Below are 23,863 nucleotides of genomic sequence, written 5' to 3' on the forward strand. Positions count from 1 at the left end.
TCACAGAGCAATACCTTATTTATAACGATATGTTATCCTTCCTTTAGTTAAATCATAAGGAGACATTTCCAATTTAACTTTGTCTCCAGGTAGAATTTTAATGTAATGCATACGCATTTTACCAGAAATGTGTGCAATAATTTCATGCCCATTTTCTAACTCTACCCTGAACATCGCATTAGATAATGCTTCTTTGATAACACCGTCTTGTTCTATCGAGGCTTGTTTAGCCATATATCAATTACTAATTAACGTTTGTATAGCCTGCACCAACAGGAGTGCAAAGATAAATAAAAATATTGAAAGCTAACTACTTTTTATTCAAAACTTTCTCTACTTCATCAAAATTCAATAGCACATCGGGTTCTCCCTTTCTTATAGCTACCATTTGTTCAAAATGAGCAGAAAGTTTGCCATCGATGGTACTGACAGTCCATCCATCGTCCCAAAATTTAACACCAGCTTTACCGGCATTTATCATTGGTTCGATACAGATCACTAATCCAGGCTCCAACTTTGGTCCAGAACCGCGCTTACCGTAATTTGGAACTTCTGGTTTTTCATGTAAATGTAATCCTACGCCATGACCTACCAACTCTCTTACAATTCCAAAATTATAAGGTTGAACATATTCTTGAATCGCTGATGAAATATCTCCTACTCTTTTACCCGCAACTGCCTGCTCTACCCCTTTATAAAGGGATGCTTTAGTAACGTCCAACAATTGCTGAGCTTCCTGCGAAATTTCGCCCACTCCAAATGTATATGCAGAATCAGAAATGAAACCGTTTAAGTTAACACCTCCGTCTACGGAAACTAGGTCCCCGTCTTTAATCTCATAGTCACTTGGAAAACCGTGTACTATCTGATCATTAACTGAAATACATAAAGAAAAAGGAAAACCATGATAATTCAAGAAAGCTGGAGTACCTCCATTATCGTGAATAAAATCATAAGCTAATTTATCAAGGGATAATGTAGTAATCCCCGGAGTGATAACTTTGGCTATTTCAGCAAGTAAGCGCGAGAGTACATTTGCAGACTCTCGCACTTGCTCAATTTGTTCTTCTGTTTTATAAATTACTTTAGACATCTAAAGATATTAAATAGCAGATTGATCATATCCTTCAACACCTACAGCCGAACGTCCTTTAACACGTCCTGTTTTCATCAAACCATCATAATGACGCATCAATAGATGAGACTCGATCTGCTGAAGGGTATCCAATACTACACCCACCAAAATCAAAAGTGACGTACCTCCATAAAAATGTGCGAATTGATTATTCACACCAGCGGCACTAGCTATAGCTGGCATAATAGCAATGATTGCTAAAAAAACCGCACCTGGAAAAGTGATACGAGAGATTACATTGTCTATAAACAAATTCGTATCATATCCCGGTTTAATCCCTGGTACAAAACCTCCATTTTTCTTCATATCCTCAGACATCTGTTGAGGATTTACCATGATAGCTGTATAAAAGAACGTAAAGGCAATAATTAATACTGCAAACGTCACATTATAAGCCACTGATGTAAAATTCGTCAACGATGTTAAGAAATCGGATTGAAGATTTGGGAAGAACTGTGCTAAGGACATTGGTAAAAACATAATCGCCTGAGCGAAAATAATTGGCATAACACCAGCCGCATTTACCTTTAAAGGTATATACTGGCGCACACCTCCCACTTGCTTATTCCCAACTATCTTTTTAGCGTACTGCACTGGTATTTTACGTACTCCTTGAACAATCAATATAGTAAAGATCACTATAAAGAATAGCGCAATAGCTTCGATCAAAATAGGGATGATACCACCACCGCTAGGACTCATTCTCGAAGCCCACTCAGCCACGGCACCGCCTGGCAACTGCGCGATAATACCAGCCATAATGATTAAAGAAATACCATTTCCAATACCCTTATCGGTGATTTTCTCACCCAACCACATCACAAACAATGTACCTGCAGTCAAAACAATAGCAGCAAGAATAGTGAACATAGGGTCTGCAATAGTTTTTGCAGCCGGTTCGATTTGTGTCTTAACGTAAGCGATAGCTTGCACCAATGTGATAGCTAATGTCAAATAACGAGTTATCTGAGTCATCTTTTTACGTCCAGACTCACCTTCTTTTTGCATTTTCTGAAACGCAGGAACAGCAATCCCCAATAATTGTACAACGATTGATGCAGAAATATAAGGCATTACGCCTAAAGCAAAGATAGCTGATCTAGAGAATGAACCTCCAGCAAACATATCTAAAAGTCCAAGAAGACCTTCTTTTTGCCCTGTAGCTAATGCATCTGGATTAACACCTGGCAATACCACGTGACATCCAATACGATAAATGAGAAGAAATAACAACGTATTTACGATACGATTGCGTAAATCTTCAATTTTCCATATATTGGTTAAGGTTGTGATTAGTTTCTTCATGTATTAAAGTTTTACGATGGAACCACCTGCAGCTTCGATAGCTTTCTGAGCTGAAGCTGAAAATGCATGTGCTTTAACCTCGACTTTAGCACTAAATTCTCCACGACCTAAAACTTTTACTAAGTCATTTTTAGAAACTAAACCATGCTCTTTCAATGTATCGAAATCAACTACAGTAAGGTTGTATTTTTCTACTAAACTTTGTAGAACATCTAAGTTTACACCATTGTATTCAACACGGTTTGCATTTTTGAATCCAAACTTAGGCACACGGCGTTGTAAAGGCATCTGACCACCTTCAAAACCGATTTTTGTAGAGTGACCAGAACGAGATCCAGCACCTTTGTGACCGCGCGTAGATGTGCCGCCACGACCAGAACCTTGACCACGGCCTATACGTTTTCTGCTTTTTGTTGAACCAACTGCTGGTCTTAAATTACTTAAGTTCATTTTAAACTAAGATTATGTTGTGCCTTCGCTTTCACTAAACAGGTCACAACGATTAACAATTAAATTATAAACAACTGATGGAAAGAACCGAAATTCTTTCCATAGTACTGTTTTTAGATAGTCTCAATAGCTACTAAGTGGTTCACTTTACGAACCATACCGATAATAGCCGGTGTAGCCTCTACTTCTACCGAGTGGTTGATTTTCTTCAACCCTAAAGCCTCAATAGTTTTCTTCTGGCGCTCGCTTCTGTCGATAACGCTCTTTATCTGGGTGATTTTAATTTTTGCCATGATAATTAACCGTTAAATACTTTATTTAAATCGACACCGCGGTGTTGAGCCACTGTATATGCATCACGCATATTAGCTAAAGCATCAATTGTTGCTTTTACCACGTTGTGCGGGTTTGATGATCCTAAAGATTTTGCTAATACGTCTTTGATACCAGCAGATTCTAATACAGCACGCATTGCGCCACCTGCTAATACTCCTGTACCACCTACAGCTGGTTTAATCAATACTGAACCACCTGAAAATTTACCGTATTGCTCATGAGGAACAGTTCCTTTAATAATTGGAACTTTCACCAAGTTTTTCTTTGCATCATCGATACCTTTAGTGATAGCCTCAGTTACCTCTTTAGCTTTTCCTAAACCGAAACCAACGATACCGTTTTCGTCACCAACGACTACAATAGCAGAAAAACTGAAAGTACGACCACCTTTAGTTACTTTCGCTACACGCTGGATGCTTACTAAGCGATCTTTCAATTCAATCTCGCTTGATTTTACTCTTTTAATATTGCTTAATGCCATTTTTTCTATCAATTAAAAGTCTAAACCGCCTTCGCGAGCACCCTCTGCCAATGATTTCACACGGCCGTGATATAAGTACCCATTACGGTCAAAAACTACTTTACTAATACCTGCTGCCACAGCTTTCTCAGCTACCAATTTACCAACAGCTTTAGATTGCTCTACTTTATTTCCAGAAGCTACAAAGTCTTTTGCTAAGCTTGAAGCTGACACCAAAGTTTTACCTGTAGTATCATCGATAACTTGTGCATAAATACCTTTATTCGATCTGAAAACAGACAAACGAGGACGTTCAGTAGATCCAGTCAGGTGTTTTCTTATTCCTTTTTTAATTCGCTCTCTGCGAGATGTTTTAATTCCTGCCATGGTTATTATTTTTTAGCTGATTTACCTGCTTTTCTTCTTAATACTTCACCTACAAACTTAACACCTTTACCTTTGTACGGTTCTGGTTTACGGAAGCCACGGATTTTTGCAGCAATTTGTCCGATTAATTGTTTGTCTGTCGATTCCAAAGTGATAGTAGGGTTTTTACCCTTTTCAGCAGTTGTTGTAACTTTAACTTCCTGTGGCAATACGAAAACAATCGGGTGAGAGAAACCTAAAGTCAACTCCAATGTGTTACCATTGCTTGAAGCACGGTAACCAACACCGACTAATTCTTGTGTAGTTTTATAACCTTCTGTTACACCCACAACCATATTCTGGATTAATGCGCGGTATAACCCGTGTAATGCTTTGTGTTTTTTCTGCTCAGTAGGGCGAGATACGACGATGTTTCCATCTTCTTCCTTAACAGAGATGTCGCTATCTACTTTCTGAGTTAATTCACCTTTAGGACCTTTTACTGTTACCAGATTCTTATCTGATACAGAAATCGATACTCCCGAAGGAATAGCGATAGGTGCTTTTCCAATTCTTGACATGTCTTTGTGTGTTTTTTCCTAGATTAATAAACGTAACATAAAACTTCACCACCAACATTCTGTAAGCGGGCTTCTTTATCTGTCATTACTCCTTTAGAAGTTGACAAGACAGCAATACCCAAACCGTTCAAAACGCGAGGCATGTTTTCAACACTTGCATACTTTCTTAAACCAGGTTTACTCACACGTGTCAATGTGCGAATAGCCGGTACTTTGCTAATTGGGTTATACTTCAACGCAATTTTGATAGAACCCTGAGGTCCTTCTTCTACGAATTTGTAATTAGCAATGTAACCTTTGTCAAAAAGAACTTTAGTAATTTCTTTTTTAAGGTTCGATGCAGGAATTTCAACAACCCTATGGTTGGCCTTAATGGCATTCCTTACTCGTGTAAGGTAATCCGCTATTGGATCTGTATTCATTATGTAATATAAATTGTGATAATGGTTTCAAATCCCGACTTTCGGGAGACGACCTACTATCTGTAAATAAAATTTGCAATACAAAAAACCCGATAAATCCTTAAAAAGGATTTATCCGGGCAAAAGTAAGTATTTTTTTAAACCTTACCAAGAAGCTTTTGTAACTCCCGGGATTTTTCCGTCTAAAGCCATCTCGCGAAATGTAACACGAGAGATGCCGAACTGACGCATATATCCTTTAGGACGTCCTGTTAATTTACAACGATTGTGTAATCTAACTGGTGAAGCATTCTTTGGTAATTTATCTAATCCAGCATAATCACCAGCTTCTTTCAAAGCCGCACGTTTTGCTGCATACTTAGCTACCAATTTTTGACGCTTTACTTCGCGTGCTTTTAATCCTTCCTTAGCCATTGTTGTTCGAGTTTTGATTTTTGAATGGTAAACCGAATTGTTTTAATAACTCCAATGCTTCAATATCATTTTGAGCTGAAGTCACAAAAGTGATATCCATACCTGTAATCTTGTTGATTTTATCAATGTTGATCTCAGGGAAGATGATCTGCTCTGTTACTCCTAAATTGTAGTTACCTCTACCGTCAAATCCTTTATCATTGATTCCACGGAAGTCACGGATACGTGGCAAAGAAACAGCGATCAAACGATCTAAGAATTCGTACATGTTGTTGTCACGTAATGTAACGCGAGCACCAACAGGCATTCCTTTACGAAGTTTGAAGTTTGATATATCTTTTTTCGATTTCGTAGGAACAGCTTGCTGTCCAGTTATCATTGATAACTCAGCAATAGCGCTATCGATTAATTTCTTGTCTGCTGTAGCAGCTCCTACACCTTGTGATACTACTATCTTCTCTAGCTTCGGAACTTGCATAACGCTCTTATACTGGAATTTTTCTTTAAGCGTAGTGCGGATCTCTTCCGCATATTTTGCTTTTAATCTTGGTACGTAAGTCATTATTTAATTTCCTCCCCTGATTTTTTAGCGTAACGAACTATTTTACCATCTTCATTCACTCTACGTCCTACGCGAGTAGTCTTACCAGTTTTTGGGTCGATCAACGCTAAGTTTGAGATAGTGATAGCAGCTTCTTTCTCAATGATACCACCTTGAGGATTAGCTGCACTTGGTTTAGTGTGTTTTTTAACGATGTTAGCGCCTTCAACGACAGCTCTATTAGCGTCCACTAAAATAGACAATACTTTTCCTTGAACACCTTTAGAGTTACCAGCGATAACTTTCACTAAATCACCTTTTTTGATTTTGATTTTGTGAGTTGTTTTTGTTTTTTTAATAGCCATAATTATAAAACCTCCGGTGCTAGTGATACAATTTTCATAAACTGCTTCTCACGTAATTCACGAGCTACTGGGCCGAAAATACGTGTTCCACGTGGTTCATCGTTATTATTCAACAATACTGCCGCATTATCATCGAAACGAATGTAAGAACCATCTTTACGACGGATTTCTTTTTTTGTACGTACGACAACAGCTTTAGATACTGATCCTTTTTTAACGTTTCCTGAAGGGATAGCGCTTTTTACGGTAACAACAATTTTATCACCGATTGATGCATAACGCTTACGCGTACCGCCCAACACACGGATTACTAAAACTTCTTTAGCACCGCTATTGTCAGCTACATTTAGTCTTGATTCCTGTTGTACCATGTTATTTAGCTCTTTCTAAAATTTCAACTAATCTCCAGTTCTTTGTTTTACTCAGCGGACGAGTTTCCATAATTAATACCGTGTCGCCGATACCGCAGGTATTTGTTTCGTCATGAGCTTTGAATTTAGTAGTTTTCTTAACGAACTTACCGTAGATAGGGTGTTTTACTTTACGTTCTACAGCTACTACGATAGACTTGTCCATCTTATCGCTAACTACTAAGCCGATTCTTGTTTTTCTTAAATTTCTTTCCATTTCGACTTAAATTTTACGCCTCAGAGGCTGTTTCAGATTTTGCTGCATTTTTACGTTTCGAAATCTCAGTGGAGATACGAGCGATATTTTTGCGAGCTGCAGTAAGAACGTTAGGGTTCTCAATAGCAGAAACAGCGTGTGCAAATTTTAACTTGTTTAAAGCAGCTTTCTCTTCTACGAGTTTAGCTGTTAAAGCTTCTGTTGTTAATTCTACGATTTCTGAATTCTTCATTTTCTTTCAGTGTTGTGTTGGGTTTTCAACGATGTTTATATTGAGCCTTGTGGGTAACGGCCACAAGGCTTAAACGGTTGACATTACCAACGATTTTTATGCTTCAACGTAATCTCTACGTATAACAAACTTAGTTTGTACCGGCAATTTTTGAGCTGCTAAACGCAATGCTTCTTTTGCCACCTCTAGAGGCACACCTTCAGCTTCGAATAACATACGTCCTGGGCGTACTACGGCTACCCAATACTCGGGAGCACCTTTACCTTTACCCATACGTACCTCTGCAGGCTTTTTAGTAACCGGTTTATCAGGGAAGATACGGATCCATACTTGACCTTCACGTTTCATGAAACGTGTTACGGCGATACGAGCTGCCTCAATCTGACGGCTGGTGATCCATGCTTCTTCCATTGATTTGATACCGAAAGAACCAAAAGATAACTCCGCACCACGCGTAGCGTTACCTTTCATACGGCCCTTCTGCATCTTTCTGAACTTCGTTCTTTTTGGCTGTAACATGTTCGTATTTTATTTAAGTCCCGTCAGCGACGGGACACTTTTAAATCTTGTTATTAATTAATCTCTTTTAGCTGCTGCTCCACCGCGGTTATTTCCGCCACGGTTTCCGCCACGATTGTTGTTATTATCACGACGAGGACCACGGTTATTACCACCACGGTTGTCACGACGATCTGCAGCACCTTCATTTCCACCACGAGTTTTTACGTTCGAAGTTTGACCAATGTTAGGAGATAAGTCACGTTTACCGTAAACTTCACCTTTACAGATCCATACTTTGATACCGATTTTTCCGTAAGTTGTTAATGCTTCAGCTAATGCGTAATCGATGTCTGCACGTAAAGTATGAAGAGGAGTTCTTCCTTCTTTATACTGTTCCGTACGTGCCATCTCAGCACCACCTAAACGGCCTGAACACATGATCTTGATCCCCTCAGCTCCCATACGCATAGTAGAAGCGATAGAAGTTTTCATTGCACGACGGAATGAAATACGTGCTTCTAACTGCTTAGCTACACCTTCCGCTACTAGTTTAGCATCAAGCTCAGGGCGTTTGATCTCGAAAATATTGATTTGAACATCCTTTTTAGTCAGTTTTTTCAACTCTTCTTTGATCTTGTCAACTTCTTGACCACCTTTACCAATAACGATTCCTGGACGTGCTGTGTGGATAGTAACCGTAACACGCTTTAGAGTTCTTTCGATAACTACTTTTGCTACGCCGCCTTTAGCGATACGTACAGAAAGGTACTTTCTGATTTTTTCGTCCTCAACTAATTTATCGGAATAGTTTTTTCCGCCGAACCAGTTAGAGTCCCATCCTTTGATGATACCTAATCTGCTACCTATTGGATTTGCTTTTTGTCCCATTCTTATAATAAATTAGTTGTTAACTTTATTTAAACTATCTACTACCAAAGTTACATGGTTAGAACGCTTACGGATTCTATATCCACGACCTTGTGGAGCTGGACGCAATCTTTTCAATTGACGGCCACCGCCTACAGATACTTCTTTCACAAACAAAGCGCTGTCTGCTACTGAAGAGCCTTCATTTGCAGCTTCCCAGTTTTTAATTGCTGATAATAACAATTTTTCAACACGAGCAGCAGCTTCTTTACCTGTATGCTTAAGAATATAAAGAGCGTTCTCCACTTTTTCGCCACGGATAAGATCCACTACTAAACGCATCTTACGAGGTGAAGTAGGGCAATTCAATAACTTGGCAGTAGAAGCTCCTCCTACTTGAGCTTTTCCCTGCTCTTTGCGCTGTCTAATTAAGACAGATTTTTTGAGTTTTTTTGTTGCTTCCATTACCTATTATTTTTTCTTTTCTGCGTGGCCTTTGAATGTACGCGTAGGCGCAAATTCACCAAGCTTATGACCGACCATATTTTCTGTTACATAAACAGGGATAAATTTATTCCCGTTGTGCACTGCGAAGGTATGGCCAACAAAATCAGGAGAAATCATTGATCTACGAGACCAGGTTTTGATTACTGACTTTTTGTTTGATTCATTCTGAGAAAGAACTTTTCTTTCTAAGTTGTGATCGATATAAGGACCTTTTTTAATTGAACGAGCCATTATTTTTTCCTTCTTTCAATGATGTAACGATTCGATGTTTTCTTCTTGTAGCGTGTTTTGTAACCTTTAGCCAACACACCTGTACGTGAGCGTGGGTGACCTCCGGAAGTACGGCCTTCACCACCACCCATTGGGTGATCGACAGGGTTCATAGCAACACCACGAACGCGAGGACGACGACCTAAGTGACGCTTACGTCCTGCTTTACCTAATACTTGATTTGCACGCTCTGCGTTAGAAACAGAACCAATAGTAGCAACACAAGTCAACAAGATCATACGAGTCTCACCTGAAGGCAATTTGATAATAGCGTACTTACCATCACGAGCAGACAATTGCGCATACGTACCAGCCGAACGAGCGATCGAACCACCTTGACCAGGATTCAATTCGATGTTGTGGATGATAGAACCCAATGGAATGTTTGCTAATGGTAATGTATTACCAACTTCTGGGGCTACTTTTTCGCCTGCTACTATAACTTGACCAACTTGTAATCCTGTTGGAGCAATAATGTAACGCTTTTCACCATCTGCGTAGTGCAATAAAGCAATACGTGCTGTACGATTTGGGTCGTACTCGATAGTAGCTACTGTTGCAGGGATATCTTTTTTATCGCGTTTGAAATCTATAATCCGGTATACTTTTTTATGTCCCCCACCGAGATAACGCATAGTCATTTTACCGGACTTATTACGACCACCTGATTTCTTGTTGATACCTACGACTAATGATTTCTCAGGAACGTTAGTTGTAACGTCTGAATAGTCAGCACCTACTCTGAAACGAGTACCAGGGGTAACCGGTTTGAATCTTTTAACTGCCATCTTTACTTATATAACACTGTAAAAATCAATAGTTTCACCATCCTTAATTGTAATGACGGCCTTTTTATATTTAGGAGCTCTTCCAGATACAAAGCCAGCTTTAGTATAACGGCTTTTTGCTTTTCCAGCTACAACAGAAGTATTTACTGCAACTACAGTCACACCAAACATCTCTTCGATAGCAGATTTAATCTGGATTTTGTTTGCTCTATGATCTACTTTGAAAGCATAACGGTTTAATTTTTCCGTTAACAATGAAGCTTTCTCAGTTAAGATAGGTTTTTTAATAATCTCCATATTACTTAGCTAATGCTTCCTCCAAAGTTTTAACAGAATCTGCTGTCAACAATAATTTAGTAGCATTTAATACATCATATGTATTTAAATCAGAAGCTACTACAACTTTTGCTTTTTTCAAGTTTCTGCTTGATAAATAAACATTGTTATCGTAAGCTGGCAACACTAAAAGTGTTTTTTCGTCAGCTACATTTAATGCGTTTACTAAAGACACATAGTTTTTAGTTTTGATTGTATCGAAACTAACTGCATCTAAAACAACAACATTGTTTTCTTGCGCTTTGTACGACAACGCTGATTTACGTGCTAGTTGCTTCAATTTTTTATTCAATTTAAAGCTATAGTCACGAGGTTGAGGACCGAATACACGACCACCACCATTAAACAATGGAGATTTGATAGAACCCGCACGGGCACCACCAGTACCTTTTTGTTTGTGTAATTTACGCGTAGAACCCGCGATTTCATTACGTTGTTTTGACTTGTGCGTTCCTTGACGTTGATTCGCTAGGTATTGCTTAACATCTAAGTAGATCGCATGGTCGTTTGGCGTTACACCAAATACCGATTCAGGAAGTTGCACCTTGGCACCTGTTTCTTTACCTGATAAATTTAATACGTTAACTTCCATCTCTACTATTTGTCTACGATTACATATGAACCTTTAGCTCCTGGAATGGAACCACTAACAACGATTAGGTTTTGCTCAGCGTAAACTTTCAAAACCTGTAAGTTTTGAACTTTCACTCTGTCACCACCTGTACGACCTGCCATGCGCATTCCTTTGAATACACGTGAAGGCCATGAAGCCGCACCAATTGAACCTGGGGCACGCAATCTGTTGTGCTGACCGTGAGTCGCACCACCTACACCACCAAATCCATGACGCTTCATTACACCTTGAAAACCTTTACCTTTAGAAGTACCGACTACATCTACGTACTCTCCTTCTTCAAATAAAGTTACATCAACGATGTCTCCTAGTCCCTTCTCATCCTCGAAAGTTTTGAATTCAACTAGTTTACGCTTAGGAGCCACTCCTGCTTTTGCAAAGTGTCCTTTTAAAGGGGCCGTCGTGTTCTTTTCCTTAGCATCATCATAGCCAAGCTGAACTGCCGAATAACCGTCCTTCTCTACCGTACGTATCTGCGTTACCACGCACGGCCCAGCCTCGATTACTGTACATGGGATATTCTTCCCATCAGCGTTGAACAGGCTGGTCATTCCTACTTTTTTACCAATAATTCCTGACATTTTTTATATTAAATTAATTAAAGTCCATCGAAGCAGTAGGGCTTCGCTCAAGACATACTTTCCCCAATAAGGGATTGCAAAGGTAAAAAGTTTTTTATAACTATCAAATAGTTAATGTATTATTTTTTTTATTTTGAAGATCAGACCCCTATTATTTCTTTCGTTTTAAAAAAAGGGAATGCCTGCCGTCACAGACCGAACAAAACTCAACTATTTTTGTTATTAACAAAAAATAGACTTTATGAAAGACAAACCGATTCGCCAGCTGGCGGATCATGAAATAATTTAAACAGATGAAAATCAAATTATACACATATGAAAAAACTTTTTTACTTTCAACAACACTAATGATTTTAAGCCTCAGTTGTGCAATGGCCCAAACTGACTCTACAAAAAACTGGACAATCAAAGGCGAAAACACTTTTCTAATTAATCAAAGTACATTTTCGAACTGGGCTGCCGGAGGAGTAAACTCGTTTGCAGGAAATATTGTACTTAATTACGACCTCAACTACAAAAAAGACAAATGGAGCTGGGATAATAAAGTATTGGCAGCTTACGGTCAAACTTTCCAAAAGGAAACCGATTGGAGGAAGAATGACGATCGCTTTGTTTACAGTTCTTTAGTTGGCCGTCAAATCAGCAAAAAATTACTGTATACCTTCTTCACAAACTTTAATACACAGTTTGCCAAAGGATACAAGTACAACACCGATGGTACAGATAAACTTTTGTCTGCAGGATTTGCTCCAGCCTTCTTGAGTTTTGGTCCGGGTATTGCATTTAAAGAATCGAACAACTTTAAAATAAACGTTTCTCCTGCTGCTGCACGTTTGGTTTTTGTGACCAACAAAGATATAGACGAAACCTCATATGGTCTTGAGGAGGGCAAAAAATCGAGATTCGAATTCGGTGCGTCCTTAGATGCATACTATAAAGTAGATCTGATGGAAAATATATCGTTTGAAAACATATTTAAACTTTACTCGAACTATAAGGAAAAACCACAAAATGTTGATGTCGACTATACGGCTAATCTTTTTATGAAGGTTAACAAATTCATCACTGTCAATGCGGGTGTCCAATTAGTCTATGATGATAATACGAAAATCCCAATTTTTGAAAACAATGTAGAAGTTGGGACTGGAGCTAGACTTCAAGTAAAACAGATCTTAGGCGCTGGTATTACTTATAAGTTTTAATATAATAAGTACGAACAAAGAAATATCTTATGTTTTTATAAAATCAGAACAGCGCCCAATTTCTCAGGCGCTGTTCTGATTTTGTAGCTATCGCTTATACTTAATTAGCTGCAATAGCTTAAGGAATAACGTTTTGCTTTACTACTTCCCTTTTGATTGCAACCTCTATTTGGATCAACATAGCAAACCCATGCTACGTAACATGAATGTGTTCTTGTCCTAGTGTGAGATAAAGTCATTCATGAATGTGAGAAACTGACTACAATAAAAATCAATCTGCTACAATTTTGTCGCAATCTAGCATAGCTATTTACCGTACTCGGACCAGAATATACACTCGCTACGTGGCAAATTGACAACAAACCACACTTCCTTGATAAAAAGATCTAAATAGACCAAAAACTACTCCTCCTTTGTCCCGTACGCATATAAATACGGAGGGAACTGTATACAGTTTGCGACACACACAATTAACTATAAAGCGCACTAGTTATCGTTTGTGGTTGATTTGTGTTTCTCTAAACGCATGTTACGTAGCGAAAGCACAAGCTATATAGACTTAAACCTTTACTTGTATGAGTTTGTGAAAAACCGGTAACACATTAAGAATCAATCGTACAGAGCTAAGGGTTACTTGGTACATAAAACGTCAAAATGCTATTCCTACAGCAAGACGCTATGGAACAGGAGTAGATACTTGTACAACAAAGGTACAATGGTGTACAACTTTAAGATTTACTACAGGCATGAAGCGACGTAGCATGTACGCCGCAGCCTTTTTTACTATGGCCCCTAGTCTTATACAGCTCCTAATTTAGGAAAGAAACAATCGATTTCCCTGCGGACTCTGCTGTAGTAGGCAGAGGCAGAGTTATCTCTTTGTCACCTGCTAAACCTGGCCAAAGCACTTTTACAGTAAGTTGTGAAAGCGCCTTAGTCGGATCTGCAATATTCAATTTCAGTTTTCCATTAGCTAGCGGTTGAACCATTATTAAACAAGGATCGCTTACCGCAACACGAATCGTGTCATTCGTAAAATGCGTAGCTGCATCGTGAAAAACAAATCCATAAACACCCGACTCTTTATGCCTCACTGCCTGTATCGTGGCTTCATTTTTCAGTATCTCGATATTCCCTTTGCCCACGTAGCTTTTCATCTGAGCCTCCCCCTTAATCCCGGGCACAACGATATACGCATAACAGGCATTACTTGGCGATACACCGTGGTTCAACCAAAGTGTAAAAACGTCGTTGGTCACACTATCCACCGATCCCCCTTTATTAATGGAAGACCAAGTCCCCGTCTGGGGCTTGGCAGTAAGTCCGACCTTGCCACCATCGGGCAATACATAACCTATATCGCCGTGCAGCACCCAATCCAGATTATCAACATTAGTCAACTCAATATTGTTACCGCCGTACTTGCAGATAAGCCCCTTCTCCGAAGTAATTACATCGCTCTGCAATAAACTTTGATTGAGCGTAGTCACGACTTCTTCTGCTCCCGCAGTCGTATGAATCTCAGCACCTAGACAAACGATTTCCTTCCCAAAAAAGAACCAGGCCTTCTTTGCTCTCGTATCATTACTATCCTGATCATATACACTTATACCATGTAGTGTATCCGAGACTCCGCCTACAAATGTAGTCGTACCTGGTGTCCCCCACTGCTGTGGCGTTATCATTGTCCCCCTTCGTGTGCTGGTACCGGGTATCATAGACCAATCCCAGGTCGGAAAAATAGTATGATATTCCGTTCCCTTCACCGCTATGGATGTCGCTCCATCTGCGAGAAAGTATCCTTTTATATTTTCACCATTACCATTTTCATTGCGCAAAGTGCGGGTCGATACCATACGCAACTCAAATGTATATCTGGGTTTACTGTGCAACGTATAATCTGCGCGGTAAAAATGAGTGTGGGCAGACGGCACACCGTAGCTGGCCGGCTGGCTGTTGTTCAAGCGAGCTATAGCCTCGTCGTAGATAATGTAATTGGCTTTATCGATTACTTTCATCCTTTTGAGCAATGTAACAAAGCCCGACTGATTGTCGCCATTAGGTCGAGAAATACCGCGACCAAACGCATTGAACATAAAGTATTGCCCACGTATAACCCGCAAATAAGTCTGTCGTAAAAATAGACTCAGATTATTAAAATTATCCTCACCTTGACCATAAGGTGTATCTGCTATATACAAGGCAACCCTTGTCGCTACGTTGACAATATCCCAACCATACCCGCCGATATATACTTGTTGGCCATGTTGCAAATAAGAGTAATCCCGTTGCAGGCCTTCGCCTACCGTTAAAGCTAAAGGATAAAAAGCCTGCTGCACCCCTTTATCCAACACAGCTTTATCTCTGGTCAGACAAGCTCTATAAATCCAATGCATCGCTATATTCATCTTATTAGCCCCTGTGCCTGGAGAGCCGCGCTGATCGGGCGCTCCACCCACCTGTTCCATCCGCGAAATAGTTTTAAACTCCAAGACCGCAGGTACCTTTTCCTTACCGTTACGCAACAATATCAAAATCTCCCCTATGCGTTGCGGATAAGCAATCTGATCATAAAACCAATTGCTGTGATCCGGTTCCTGAATATACCAGTAAGCTAACGCATCAACAATAGCAACATGCAATGCGCCACCCCCATACATTGAACTTTTGTTATGGGTATAAGCCAAGACCATAGTCTTTAATCGATCCAAATGCGTGGTAGCTACATCCCCGGTATAGATTAAATCGCTCCAAGAGCCATCTTTACGGATCTGATCTAAATAATGCCGAGCATTACTGCTTATCGTTTCCAAGTTGTCGGCTTCGGCATAGAGCATCTCCTGGACATTATACATGATTTTGTCATAAACCGCAGTCTCGCGATTTTCAGACGACTTCATCATAATAAGCTGTCCTTGACTCAATACAGACACAGCACCTAAAACAGACAACGAACTTACCAATAGCCCGATCAAAAGCAATAGAAGGGGAATTCTTTTCATGCAAGCTGAAATCTGAATTTACTGTTTGATGACGTCTTCCCCATCGAGCATGCGCATATAGCGAATCAAGGCCTCTACGTAATAATAATCCGCGTAAGTAAGGGGAACATCGACCTCTGTCTTATGGGGGATAGAACCCACACTATGTTTTAAGATATAACCTCCTGCTTCTTTATAATCGGCCTTGTAAGGTTTTGAAGACAGACTTTGTAACATCTTTTCTGCTTTAGCAATATAAAAATGACTTTCTTTTTTATTTACATATAATGATAACTCCAAGAATGCAGACGCCATTATTGAAGCCGTAGATACATCCCTCAAATCTCTCTGGCTATAATATTTACTATCTTGTGTCAGTTTATTTTGATCCATATCCCAATAAGGTATCAAGTCGCCAGGAAGATTAGGATGATTAATATAAAACTGGGCTATATTACGCGCCAACTCTAAATATTTTTTATCATTCGTATCACGATACATTGTCAAGTATCCGTATAAAGCCCAAGATTGTCCTCTTGACCAAGCTGATTCATCAAAGGCTCCTTGTGCCGTCTTTTTACCAATGATGCCTCCCGTCTTGTCGTTATAATCGACTACGTGATAAGAGCTATAATCTTTTCTAAAATGATTTTTTATCGTTGTGTTCGCGTGAGTCACCGCTATGTCGTAGAATTTCTTGTTCCCACTTATTTTCGACGCTTGCGTCAAAAACTCGAGATTCATCATATTATCTATAATAACAGGGTATGTCCAAGGTTGACCATCCCAATTCTTTCCTCCATCCCAGGAGCGGATGGTCTTAGTCACATCTTTGTAACGGGTAGACAATGACTCAGCACCCTTGATCAAGATATTTTTGTACGCTGTTGAATCTCCTGTAATACGAAGAGCATTCCCAAAACTACAGTACAACATAAAGCCTAGATCGTGTGTCGTTGTATTGTTTTTTTCCTTTTCCAAATATTTCAGTTTTCGTTTGGCTTCGCTCAACAACTCTGGGTCTTTGGTATATTCATACAAATAAAGCACTGTGCCTGGATAAAAACCAGAGCACCACCAACTTGTACCCCAGTTTACATGCTTACCATTAGAAAATGTGGTAGGGATATCGCTTTCTTTCACCGAGGAAGCTAAATACTTAATCTGCTTTGCAGCATCCATCAATTCGTCCTGAACAAATTGCTTCTCCAAAGTCAATTTGTTGGTAGTTTGTTTTTGAGTACCACATGATGCTAATACTCCTATACCTAGAATACAAGTAAATAATCTAAACATTTTGTTCTCCTATCCTGTACGACTATGTTACAAAAAATATAGATTCATAGCCGTACTATCTTTTTTAAGTTTATTAATAAGTTACGTAATAGTCCTTCGGAAAAACCTCTCCTGCAAATATCTTCTGTGAGGTCCATTTTTCCGATTTACAAGTCCAGAATTCGTCCGTGGCGGGAAGCCCTAATGGCAGGAAGGATAAAGAAGCCACATACATCGATCCGGCATTAGTATAATAATCAGCGAGGTTCGTCTGTTGATCACCAACGACACCCATGGTCAACCACCCTGATTTTCCAATGGTCTTATCGGTATAGATATGCTTCAAAACGGCTGTCAACGCAGCACGCACCTGCCCCTTGCTGATATCTTCCGGCAATTTATTATCCAATACCACGGCTGCAAGCGGTTGAAATGCGGCATTTCTATAGGTTGAAGAACGGCCGACAACAAGCGGATAACCTTCTGGAGAAATCATCCTTTCTAAATGGTGAGCGTAGCGCTGCATCCTTTTATAGGCTCTGTCATACATTTCTTTGTATTTCCCGCCCGCCGAAATATTGTGCCGCAACGATTCGACCTGCATACAATGGATCACATAACCATTGTAGTGATCAAAGCTAAACCGTGCTCCGTCACTGTACCAACCATCGCCCACATACCATTCTTGGTCAAATTTATTGATCGCATAATCGATCTTCTCACGTGCGCATTCTTCACCTACACTATAAAGAAATGTTTCTGTCATTGCAGCAAACAACAGCCAATTACTTTCATTTGGCTTAATCTTCCTTAATAATTTAAATTCCTCGATCACCCGTTTCTTGGTAAGATCAGAAAGAGGCTTCCACAAAGCATCTGGTGCCCTTAAAAATGCGAGAGCAAGGTGGGCTGCATCCACAAGAGTTTGTGACGAAGGTCCCCGCCAGGTAAAATAATCTGGTGAATTGGGATCGACCCCGTATTGAATCCCCAAAAGCGCCTGCTCACGAAATGTTTTACGAATAGCCCCTTCTTTGGAATTATCATCTGGCAATGCCAGCCACGGAGCCATACCTGCCAATAACCGACCGAATGCCTCCAAATAACCTACTCCAGAATCCCGCTTATCAAAAGTAGGGCTGACTTCCATCGGCATATTCTTGCGAAACTCTTGCTTACTTATATTCTCCAGAATAGGACTCGCTATTTTAGAAATTAGAGATACCCAATAGGTACGGTCATTTTCGACATTTGGAGCTTTGGGCGCCATCAATACACGTAACGGTTGCCTTCCGTACGCAACGCCCCCTATAACTCCTGCTAGGGAAGTCGTTATTAACTTAATCAGGATTCTCCTATTCATCGGTTTATTTTTAATCTAGTAGATCACCTTTCTATATCTCTTTTAACTTTAAATATTTACAGACTTCGGGGGCGACCATCAACAACCTTCCTGCAGAATAACCTCTTGTCGATTTCTTCTTGACAGCACCGAATTTCTCTGCGACCATTGGGGTCCAACCCATTTTTCCTTCCGTATCAACCGTCTCTACAAGAGCCTTCCAACCTTTTTTTGCTATTGGCAAATACGTCTCCTCTGATAAAATCCCCTGATTAACACCGTACATAATTGTATAAGTCAATAACCCCGTACCACGTGTCTCTGGCATCGGATATACATCTTTATTAAACAAATTCATACAAAACTGAGACAACCAGCTGCTCATGGCGTAAATTATGTATTAACATTACTTTTTCAAAAAATAAAGCCTAAAAATCAATCGCTCTCACAATGGATTGTATGAGCAACTGATTCCTATCATTGTTAATCTTTATTTTACTTCCACTCAGGATTTTGTTCTAGTTTAGGATTTAACCCAAGTTCTACAGTCGGCAAAGGCCAGAGATAGTCTCTCAATGGATCGAATTTACGGGTAGCGGCAGTTTGCGCGACAACGTAACCATCAGCGTCGAGCATTACACTCGGCTTCTGTGCATATTCATTCTCAAAATATTGAATACCCAAAGTTGGTAATGGCAAAACATGCTCAGCAATCTTCCATCTTATGATATCCCAGTACCTGTAACTTCCCTCTAGAGCGAACTCCACTCTTCTTTCTCTTCGGATCTCTTCAAGAACATTCAGATTGTGATTCATAGCAAAAACATTTGTTAATTTAGGCATTCCAGCCCTTGCTCTAATCAAATTAATTGATTTATCTAAATCTGCATCTGTTATACTTCCTTCCAGCTCATAACTAGCCTCGGCATAAGAAAGCAATATCTCGGCATACCGAATTACCTTATGTTCGGTAAAACTTGCTAGATTCGTCCAATCTACATCATTGAAATACTTAAATGTCTTGTAGCCTGTCTGCGTAAATCCAAATGCGGGTTTGTATACTGATCCATTATTATAACTGTCTCCTTTTTTCAAAACGGTCATTGCACTACGAGGGTCTCTATCCTCAAATTCAGTAAGAGTACTCACACTGGGTTTGTAAAGAGGAGACCTATTTGATCCATATCTAGGCAAACCATCTTTATAAAGATAGGCATCTAAAAGATATCGCGTTGGTGTAATTGCACCTTGTTCTAGATTTCTACTATAATTGTGAGTCGATATCTTATCAACCATATCTTTTCCATACAAACGCGGGAGTATATTCTCTTTATTCGAAAAACCATCGCCTTCCTTCTGGAACAAATAGTAGTAACTCTTTTCTGGATTTTCCCAATAGACAAACAGTTTGTAATATCCCAAACTCATAATATCATTTGCCGTATTTTTGGCTATCAACAAATGCTTGTTCGCATCACCGATCTTATGATACTTAGAAAATGTTCCTTCAAATAGTGCAACTCTTACCTTTAAAGCCTGGGCAACACTTTTATTAACACGACCATAGTCAGTCACTTTGGTTGCAGCTGCATCTTGCAAATGCTGTATTGCATAATCTAAATCTTCATAAATTAAATTTATAACCTCCTCTCGTGTTGACCTCGGAGCAGTCAATATCGGATCACCCGGCTCCATAGTCTTAAGCACTAATGGGACCCCACCAAAACGTTTCAAAAGCTCTCCATAAGCATAAGCTCTAAAGAACCTCGCCTCTGCTGTGTATTTGTCTTTCAACGCCTGATCGAGATTCATTTCAGCAGATTTTTCTAAAATGGTGTTCACTGCGCGAATCAGTTTATAGCCATCCGTATAATCATCACTTGTACTAGGGACTAGCCTACTTCCATCACTAATACTGTTACTTCCAGTAGAACGACTATCATCAGACCAGTTTGCGCTGTTGTTTTCTGTGATACCCGGTAAATAGGTATATAGGTACACAACACCCATTTTAAGATGAGCTTCTGTTTTCCAAAAAGAGGCATCGGTCACCTGTGTTTCATCAGATTTATTATCCAGTTCTTTCATACAAGATAGGGACATAGCACTTACGAAAAGCAGTATAGCTCCAGTTCTGATTTTAGTTATCATTGGCTTTATTAATATTGTCTTCATAATCTTCTCGTATTTAAAATATCAAATTAGCTCCAAACGTAAACGACCTAAAGAAAGGATACCCAAAAGCCTGATTATTAGGTGTCTCAGGATCGTAATAAGGATGCCAAGACTTTTTAGTTTCAAACAAGTCTTCTCCAGAGAAAAACACCCGAACTTTCTGCATAGCAGCCTTCTTGGTCATATCAGTAGGAAGTGTATAGCCGATCTGAATGTTTTTAAGTCTAGCGTATGCACCATTTACAATCCATTTATCTGAAACTCGGGTATTTGTTCCTCCACCCATCAACAAACGAGGGAATTTAGCATCAGGATTTTCCGGTGTCCAGTAATCTCTATGTATAGCCCAGGCTTGTCGCCAACTTTCCGTATAAGGTAGTGTCAAAATTGAAGGCAACAAATACTGCCTTTTACCTACACCTTGAATAAATGCACTAAAATCAATTCCTTTGAAATTAAAACCAAGGTTAAAACCATAAGAATATCTTGGATTTTGTGTCCCCATAAATACGAGGTCACCCATATCTTCTAGCGTACCCCTTCCAGCAGAGATCACCTTATCACCATTTACATCAACATATCGTATATCACCAGGCCCGAGATTTGAGTTACCATGGTTTACTGTATTGTTTTTGATCTCATCTGCGCTTTGGAAATATCCATCCGTCTGGTAACCAAAAATAGAATTCTTTGCGTATCCTTCAATAAGTGGATTAAGTCCCGCACCTACTGTATTCCTATTTAGATATTTAATAATTTTGTTATTATTATCTGCAATATTTGCCGAGACAAAATACTCAAATCCTTCACCTATCTTATCCTTCCAATTAACACTCAATTCCCATCCCCAAGATTTAAAATCTCCGACATTAGCACTTGGACTACCGATACCAAATACACCTGGTTGAGGCATCACACCGTAAGTTCCATTAGTTTCTCTCCAGAAATAAGAGAATGAACCTTCTAGCCTACGTCCCAATGTTGCAAAATCCAGCCCCACATCGGTATTTGTTACTTCCTCCCATTTACGCAATGGAGAAGCCGCTGTTCCTATCCAGTAATAAGTATTCCGAACATCATTAAATGGATACGCATCTCCTTTAGACAACCTGCTTACATAGTCGTAATTTGAGGCTCTAGGATCACCGCTATTGGGATCATTCGCTTGTTTACCCCAAGAAGCCCTTAGCTTCAAATCGCTAAAAATAGTAGAGGTCTCGCCAAACCAAGACTCATTGTTGATCCTCCATCCTGCTGAGACACCAGGTAGCGTAATCCATCTATTTTTTGGAGACAACCTAGAGCTTCCCTCCCTATTTAACGTCGCTTGTATGATGTATCTGCTATCGTAGACATACTGAGCAGTACCGAAAAAAGAAATCAAGGCATTGGTCTGAATATTATCCGAAACACTGGTATTATTTTTTTCACTAAATTGACGCAAAGCCAAAATATCATCGGTAGGTAAATTTTGGGCTGATGCTACTATATAGTCATAACGATAATCATCATAACGATACCCCGCTCTTGCTAAGACCTCGTGCTTTTGAGAAAAAGTTCGATTGTACTCACTTACAAACTGCCAGTTATTACTAATCGTAAGGCCTCTTTCTTTCGAAATTGAATTTAAGTTTATCCCGCCAGCCCAACCAGTACGACCGGAAATATCATACATTGGAACAGGCACTCTGGTATTATTGTCGCTATCGATCAAAAATCTAGGACTATACAACAATCTAAAGTTTAAACCCTCTGTTAACAGATCATTTGTACTAATTTGAAAAGTAGATCCTATCTCCTGTATTACGTTATTGTTTCTTCCGCCATCCTTCAATAGGCCAACGGTCTCCCCAGCAGCACTTCCAGCAGCATATAACTTATCGTTACTCTCTGGCAAATAAATTGGATAGGTACTTCGAGACGATACAATCCTGTATATCAGACCATAGTCGTTGCTCGCTCCAAGCACACTTGAATTTCTCTCCGAACGACTATACAGCACCTTGGATTCCAAACTGATTTTATTGAACAATTGCCTACTGTAATTAAATCGAGCATTCAATCTGTTATAATCATCTGGACCAAACTTAAAAACACCTTTATCCTTAACATACCCTAAGGAAAACAAATAATTATCTTTATCTGTACTACCTGATATAGAAATATTTTGGTTTAATCGAGTAGAACGGTCTCTTAATAAAAGATCTGGATAGTTAAAGTTTCCAAAATATTGGTATTGATTAGCATTACTAGGGTTAATGCGGTAGTAGCTCGTCGGATCTTTCATTAGCGCTATAAGCTCTGGTGACCAATCCGGTGATTGCCCAGCATTAATTCGAGCCATATTTTGCATTTCAGCCTCTTCCCAACTGCTTATCCTCTCCGGAAACAGTCCTAGCTTCTTTGAAGTCCACATTCCTTGATAATTCACTTTAGCTTTTCCGTTTCCTGTTTTTGTGGTTACTAAAATCACACCCGACGCTCCCCTAGAACCATAAATCGCAGTTGCCGAAGCATCCTTAAGAATAGATATACTTGCGATATCATCAGGATTAGTGTAAGTCAGAGAACCCGGTACTCCATCAATCAGAACCAAGGGACTACTTCCTCCAGTAGATAACTCTCCACGGATATTTGCTAAAAACCCCTCTGCTCCAGGCTGTCCACCAGATCTTGTAATTACTAATCCAGGCGCAGCTCCCTGCATAGCAGACATTACATTTGAAACAGGTCGAGATTCAAAGGCTTTTTGATCAATCGTAGATACCGAACTTGTTAGGTTCGATTTCTTTTGTGTACCGTAGCCCACGACCACAACTTCCTCAATATCCGCATCATCAGATTCCAAGGAAACACGAACTTGCGATTTCGCTACCACCTCATTTGCAGTGTAACCTACGCTACTGACAACAAGTATTGCGCCTTCAGATACTTCAATACTGAAATTTCCCTTATTATTTGTTGAGGTGGAGGCTTTCCCCCCTTTTTCACGCACAGAGGCACCGAGAATAGGTTCTCCGCCACTATTTGTTACAATCCCCCTCACAGGGATTCGTTGCTGGGCCATGGTGACATCCACCATAAGTAGTAAGAGTACATACAACCCTGCTTTGTAGAGCTTCATCATATATTTTTGGTTTTTACAATGGTTATTTAACTAATCAAAATTG

30 protein-coding genes are annotated in these 23,863 nt (G+C 39.6%); 1 reads left to right on the forward strand and 29 read right to left on the reverse strand.

The genetic code is table 11. The features are described from left to right. Positions 1–15 precede the first annotated feature (15 nt). From infA to rplC, 23 genes are all read right to left on the reverse strand, one after another. Positions 16–234: a translation initiation factor IF-1 gene (gene infA / locus G7B20_RS06290; protein ID WP_079643278.1), complete on the reverse strand. Its 219-nt coding sequence runs from the start codon at positions 232–234 to the stop codon at positions 16–18. A 76-nt stretch (positions 235–310) separates the two neighbouring features. Then, positions 311–1,093 carry a type I methionyl aminopeptidase gene (gene map / locus G7B20_RS06295; RefSeq protein WP_164109398.1) on the reverse strand — a complete coding sequence of 261 codons (783 nt, stop codon included), beginning with the start codon at positions 1,091–1,093 and terminating at the stop codon, positions 311–313. A 9-nt stretch (positions 1,094–1,102) separates the two neighbouring features. Beyond that, positions 1,103–2,440: a preprotein translocase subunit SecY gene (secY, locus tag G7B20_RS06300; RefSeq protein WP_164109400.1), complete on the reverse strand. Its 1,338-nt coding sequence runs from the start codon at positions 2,438–2,440 to the stop codon at positions 1,103–1,105. A 3-nt stretch (positions 2,441–2,443) separates the two neighbouring features. Next, the gene (gene rplO / locus G7B20_RS06305; RefSeq protein ID WP_133585688.1) at positions 2,444–2,890 is read right to left on the reverse strand and encodes a 50S ribosomal protein L15; all 447 of its coding nucleotides are present in this window, start codon (positions 2,888–2,890) and stop codon (positions 2,444–2,446) included. A gap of 113 nt (positions 2,891–3,003) precedes the next feature. Continuing rightward, entirely contained in the window at positions 3,004–3,183 is a 180-nt protein-coding gene (gene rpmD, locus G7B20_RS06310; RefSeq protein ID WP_021071227.1) for a 50S ribosomal protein L30, read from the reverse strand. 5 nt (positions 3,184–3,188) lie between these two features. Next, positions 3,189–3,707: a 30S ribosomal protein S5 gene (gene rpsE, locus G7B20_RS06315; RefSeq protein ID WP_079643273.1), complete on the reverse strand. Its 519-nt coding sequence runs from the start codon at positions 3,705–3,707 to the stop codon at positions 3,189–3,191. A 12-nt stretch (positions 3,708–3,719) separates the two neighbouring features. Continuing rightward, positions 3,720–4,073, reverse strand: a complete 354-nt coding sequence (rplR, locus tag G7B20_RS06320) for a 50S ribosomal protein L18 (protein ID WP_164109403.1) — start codon at positions 4,071–4,073, stop codon at positions 3,720–3,722. Positions 4,074–4,078: 5 nt separating this feature from the next. Next, positions 4,079–4,633 (reverse strand): 50S ribosomal protein L6, encoded by a 555-nt coding sequence (gene rplF, locus G7B20_RS06325; RefSeq protein ID WP_164109404.1) that lies wholly within the window; start codon positions 4,631–4,633, stop codon positions 4,079–4,081. A gap of 23 nt (positions 4,634–4,656) precedes the next feature. Then, the gene (rpsH, locus tag G7B20_RS06330; RefSeq protein WP_235049518.1) at positions 4,657–5,058 is read right to left on the reverse strand and encodes a 30S ribosomal protein S8; all 402 of its coding nucleotides are present in this window, start codon (positions 5,056–5,058) and stop codon (positions 4,657–4,659) included. 141 nt (positions 5,059–5,199) lie between these two features. Next, the gene (gene rpsN / locus G7B20_RS06335; RefSeq protein ID WP_079643270.1) at positions 5,200–5,469 is read right to left on the reverse strand and encodes a 30S ribosomal protein S14; all 270 of its coding nucleotides are present in this window, start codon (positions 5,467–5,469) and stop codon (positions 5,200–5,202) included. Beyond that, the gene (gene rplE, locus G7B20_RS06340) at positions 5,462–6,031 is read right to left on the reverse strand and encodes a 50S ribosomal protein L5 (RefSeq protein ID WP_164109406.1); all 570 of its coding nucleotides are present in this window, start codon (positions 6,029–6,031) and stop codon (positions 5,462–5,464) included. Before rplE ends, rpsN begins: the two co-directional genes overlap by 8 nt. Next, positions 6,031–6,375 (reverse strand): 50S ribosomal protein L24, encoded by a 345-nt coding sequence (rplX, locus tag G7B20_RS06345; protein ID WP_164109408.1) that lies wholly within the window; start codon positions 6,373–6,375, stop codon positions 6,031–6,033. Before rplX ends, rplE begins: the two co-directional genes overlap by 1 nt. 2 nt (positions 6,376–6,377) lie before the next feature. Continuing rightward, positions 6,378–6,746 carry a 50S ribosomal protein L14 gene (gene rplN / locus G7B20_RS06350; protein WP_037498951.1) on the reverse strand — a complete coding sequence of 123 codons (369 nt, stop codon included), beginning with the start codon at positions 6,744–6,746 and terminating at the stop codon, positions 6,378–6,380. A 1-nt stretch (position 6,747) separates the two neighbouring features. Next, entirely contained in the window at positions 6,748–7,002 is a 255-nt protein-coding gene (gene rpsQ, locus G7B20_RS06355) for a 30S ribosomal protein S17 (RefSeq protein ID WP_021071219.1), read from the reverse strand. Between the two features lie 13 nt (positions 7,003–7,015). Continuing rightward, positions 7,016–7,234: a 50S ribosomal protein L29 gene (rpmC, locus tag G7B20_RS06360; protein WP_021071218.1), complete on the reverse strand. Its 219-nt coding sequence runs from the start codon at positions 7,232–7,234 to the stop codon at positions 7,016–7,018. A gap of 96 nt (positions 7,235–7,330) precedes the next feature. Beyond that, positions 7,331–7,753, reverse strand: coding sequence for a 50S ribosomal protein L16 (gene rplP, locus G7B20_RS06365; RefSeq protein WP_079643267.1), 423 nt, complete (start codon positions 7,751–7,753; stop codon positions 7,331–7,333). A gap of 57 nt (positions 7,754–7,810) precedes the next feature. Continuing rightward, positions 7,811–8,623 (reverse strand): 30S ribosomal protein S3, encoded by an 813-nt coding sequence (gene rpsC / locus G7B20_RS06370; RefSeq protein WP_079643266.1) that lies wholly within the window; start codon positions 8,621–8,623, stop codon positions 7,811–7,813. Between the two features lie 12 nt (positions 8,624–8,635). Beyond that, positions 8,636–9,067 carry a 50S ribosomal protein L22 gene (rplV, locus tag G7B20_RS06375; RefSeq protein WP_164109411.1) on the reverse strand — a complete coding sequence of 144 codons (432 nt, stop codon included), beginning with the start codon at positions 9,065–9,067 and terminating at the stop codon, positions 8,636–8,638. A gap of 6 nt (positions 9,068–9,073) precedes the next feature. Then, the gene (gene rpsS, locus G7B20_RS06380; protein ID WP_021071214.1) at positions 9,074–9,340 is read right to left on the reverse strand and encodes a 30S ribosomal protein S19; all 267 of its coding nucleotides are present in this window, start codon (positions 9,338–9,340) and stop codon (positions 9,074–9,076) included. Next, positions 9,340–10,167, reverse strand: a complete 828-nt coding sequence (gene rplB / locus G7B20_RS06385; protein WP_079643264.1) for a 50S ribosomal protein L2 — start codon at positions 10,165–10,167, stop codon at positions 9,340–9,342. Before rplB ends, rpsS begins: the two co-directional genes overlap by 1 nt. Before the next feature lie 6 nt (positions 10,168–10,173). Next, positions 10,174–10,464 carry a 50S ribosomal protein L23 gene (gene rplW / locus G7B20_RS06390; protein WP_164109413.1) on the reverse strand — a complete coding sequence of 97 codons (291 nt, stop codon included), beginning with the start codon at positions 10,462–10,464 and terminating at the stop codon, positions 10,174–10,176. 1 nt (position 10,465) lies between these two features. Then, a complete protein-coding gene (gene rplD, locus G7B20_RS06395) occupies positions 10,466–11,095 on the reverse strand; it encodes a 50S ribosomal protein L4 (protein WP_079643262.1) in 630 nt (209 codons plus the stop codon). Between the two features lie 5 nt (positions 11,096–11,100). After that, the gene (gene rplC, locus G7B20_RS06400; protein ID WP_079643261.1) at positions 11,101–11,718 is read right to left on the reverse strand and encodes a 50S ribosomal protein L3; all 618 of its coding nucleotides are present in this window, start codon (positions 11,716–11,718) and stop codon (positions 11,101–11,103) included. A gap of 293 nt (positions 11,719–12,011) precedes the next feature. Between rplC and G7B20_RS06405 the strand changes: the two genes are divergently transcribed. After that, on the forward strand, positions 12,012–12,920 hold the full coding sequence (locus G7B20_RS06405; protein WP_240465987.1) for a DUF3078 domain-containing protein: 909 nt from the start codon (positions 12,012–12,014) through the stop codon (positions 12,918–12,920). Between the two features lie 809 nt (positions 12,921–13,729). Here the strand turns inward: G7B20_RS06405 and G7B20_RS06410 are convergent. The 6 genes from G7B20_RS06410 to G7B20_RS06435 form a co-directional block, all read right to left on the reverse strand. Beyond that, positions 13,730–15,922 (reverse strand): polysaccharide lyase 8 family protein, encoded by a 2,193-nt coding sequence (locus tag G7B20_RS06410; protein ID WP_164109415.1) that lies wholly within the window; start codon positions 15,920–15,922, stop codon positions 13,730–13,732. Between the two features lie 18 nt (positions 15,923–15,940). Continuing rightward, entirely contained in the window at positions 15,941–17,197 is a 1,257-nt protein-coding gene (locus G7B20_RS06415) for a glycoside hydrolase family 88 protein (protein ID WP_164109417.1), read from the reverse strand. Positions 17,198–17,270: 73 nt separating this feature from the next. Then, entirely contained in the window at positions 17,271–18,539 is a 1,269-nt protein-coding gene (locus tag G7B20_RS06420; protein WP_164109418.1) for a DUF2264 domain-containing protein, read from the reverse strand. Between the two features lie 31 nt (positions 18,540–18,570). Next, the gene (locus G7B20_RS06425) at positions 18,571–18,876 is read right to left on the reverse strand and encodes a glycoside hydrolase family 88 protein (RefSeq protein ID WP_164109420.1); all 306 of its coding nucleotides are present in this window, start codon (positions 18,874–18,876) and stop codon (positions 18,571–18,573) included. 137 nt (positions 18,877–19,013) lie between these two features. Then, entirely contained in the window at positions 19,014–20,693 is a 1,680-nt protein-coding gene (locus tag G7B20_RS06430; RefSeq protein WP_164109422.1) for a RagB/SusD family nutrient uptake outer membrane protein, read from the reverse strand. A gap of 13 nt (positions 20,694–20,706) precedes the next feature. Beyond that, positions 20,707–23,820, reverse strand: a complete 3,114-nt coding sequence (locus tag G7B20_RS06435; RefSeq protein WP_164109423.1) for a SusC/RagA family TonB-linked outer membrane protein — start codon at positions 23,818–23,820, stop codon at positions 20,707–20,709. Positions 23,821–23,863 lie beyond the last annotated feature (43 nt).

This window comes from Sphingobacterium sp. xlx-96 (assembly GCF_011007365.1).
Lineage (GTDB): Bacteria > Bacteroidota > Bacteroidia > Sphingobacteriales > Sphingobacteriaceae > Sphingobacterium > Sphingobacterium luzhongxinii.

Coding starts and splice junctions, on each gene's coding strand:
- G7B20_RS06435 (WP_164109423.1), bottom strand. CDS start 23,820: ATGATGAAGCTCTACAAAGCAGGGTTGTATGTACTCTTACTACTTATG.
- G7B20_RS06420 (WP_164109418.1), bottom strand. CDS start 18,539: ATGAATAGGAGAATCCTGATTAAGTTAATAACGACTTCCCTAGCAGGA.
- rpsE (WP_079643273.1), bottom strand. CDS start 3,707: ATGGCATTAAGCAATATTAAAAGAGTAAAATCAAGCGAGATTGAATTG.
- secY (WP_164109400.1), bottom strand. CDS start 2,440: ATGAAGAAACTAATCACAACCTTAACCAATATATGGAAAATTGAAGAT.
- G7B20_RS06405 (WP_240465987.1), top strand. CDS start 12,012: ATGAAAATCAAATTATACACATATGAAAAAACTTTTTTACTTTCAACA.
- rplP (WP_079643267.1), bottom strand. CDS start 7,753: ATGTTACAGCCAAAAAGAACGAAGTTCAGAAAGATGCAGAAGGGCCGT.
- rplN (WP_037498951.1), bottom strand. CDS start 6,746: ATGGTACAACAGGAATCAAGACTAAATGTAGCTGACAATAGCGGTGCT.
- rplC (WP_079643261.1), bottom strand. CDS start 11,718: ATGTCAGGAATTATTGGTAAAAAAGTAGGAATGACCAGCCTGTTCAAC.
- rplW (WP_164109413.1), bottom strand. CDS start 10,464: ATGGAGATTATTAAAAAACCTATCTTAACTGAGAAAGCTTCATTGTTA.
- G7B20_RS06415 (WP_164109417.1), bottom strand. CDS start 17,197: ATGTTTAGATTATTTACTTGTATTCTAGGTATAGGAGTATTAGCATCA.
- rplX (WP_164109408.1), bottom strand. CDS start 6,375: ATGGCTATTAAAAAAACAAAAACAACTCACAAAATCAAAATCAAAAAA.
- G7B20_RS06410 (WP_164109415.1), bottom strand. CDS start 15,922: ATGAAAAGAATTCCCCTTCTATTGCTTTTGATCGGGCTATTGGTAAGT.
- rplV (WP_164109411.1), bottom strand. CDS start 9,067: ATGGAAGCAACAAAAAAACTCAAAAAATCTGTCTTAATTAGACAGCGC.
- G7B20_RS06430 (WP_164109422.1), bottom strand. CDS start 20,693: ATGAAGACAATATTAATAAAGCCAATGATAACTAAAATCAGAACTGGA.
- rpsN (WP_079643270.1), bottom strand. CDS start 5,469: ATGGCTAAGGAAGGATTAAAAGCACGCGAAGTAAAGCGTCAAAAATTG.
- rplD (WP_079643262.1), bottom strand. CDS start 11,095: ATGGAAGTTAACGTATTAAATTTATCAGGTAAAGAAACAGGTGCCAAG.
- rplB (WP_079643264.1), bottom strand. CDS start 10,167: ATGGCAGTTAAAAGATTCAAACCGGTTACCCCTGGTACTCGTTTCAGA.
- rpsQ (WP_021071219.1), bottom strand. CDS start 7,002: ATGGAAAGAAATTTAAGAAAAACAAGAATCGGCTTAGTAGTTAGCGAT.
- rplF (WP_164109404.1), bottom strand. CDS start 4,633: ATGTCAAGAATTGGAAAAGCACCTATCGCTATTCCTTCGGGAGTATCG.
- G7B20_RS06425 (WP_164109420.1), bottom strand. CDS start 18,876: ATGAATTTGTTTAATAAAGATGTATATCCGATGCCAGAGACACGTGGT.
- rpsC (WP_079643266.1), bottom strand. CDS start 8,623: ATGGGACAAAAAGCAAATCCAATAGGTAGCAGATTAGGTATCATCAAA.
- infA (WP_079643278.1), bottom strand. CDS start 234: ATGGCTAAACAAGCCTCGATAGAACAAGACGGTGTTATCAAAGAAGCA.
- rpmD (WP_021071227.1), bottom strand. CDS start 3,183: ATGGCAAAAATTAAAATCACCCAGATAAAGAGCGTTATCGACAGAAGC.
- rplO (WP_133585688.1), bottom strand. CDS start 2,890: ATGAACTTAAGTAATTTAAGACCAGCAGTTGGTTCAACAAAAAGCAGA.
- rplR (WP_164109403.1), bottom strand. CDS start 4,073: ATGGCAGGAATTAAAACATCTCGCAGAGAGCGAATTAAAAAAGGAATA.
- rpmC (WP_021071218.1), bottom strand. CDS start 7,234: ATGAAGAATTCAGAAATCGTAGAATTAACAACAGAAGCTTTAACAGCT.
- rplE (WP_164109406.1), bottom strand. CDS start 6,031: ATGACTTACGTACCAAGATTAAAAGCAAAATATGCGGAAGAGATCCGC.
- map (WP_164109398.1), bottom strand. CDS start 1,093: ATGTCTAAAGTAATTTATAAAACAGAAGAACAAATTGAGCAAGTGCGA.
- rpsS (WP_021071214.1), bottom strand. CDS start 9,340: ATGGCTCGTTCAATTAAAAAAGGTCCTTATATCGATCACAACTTAGAA.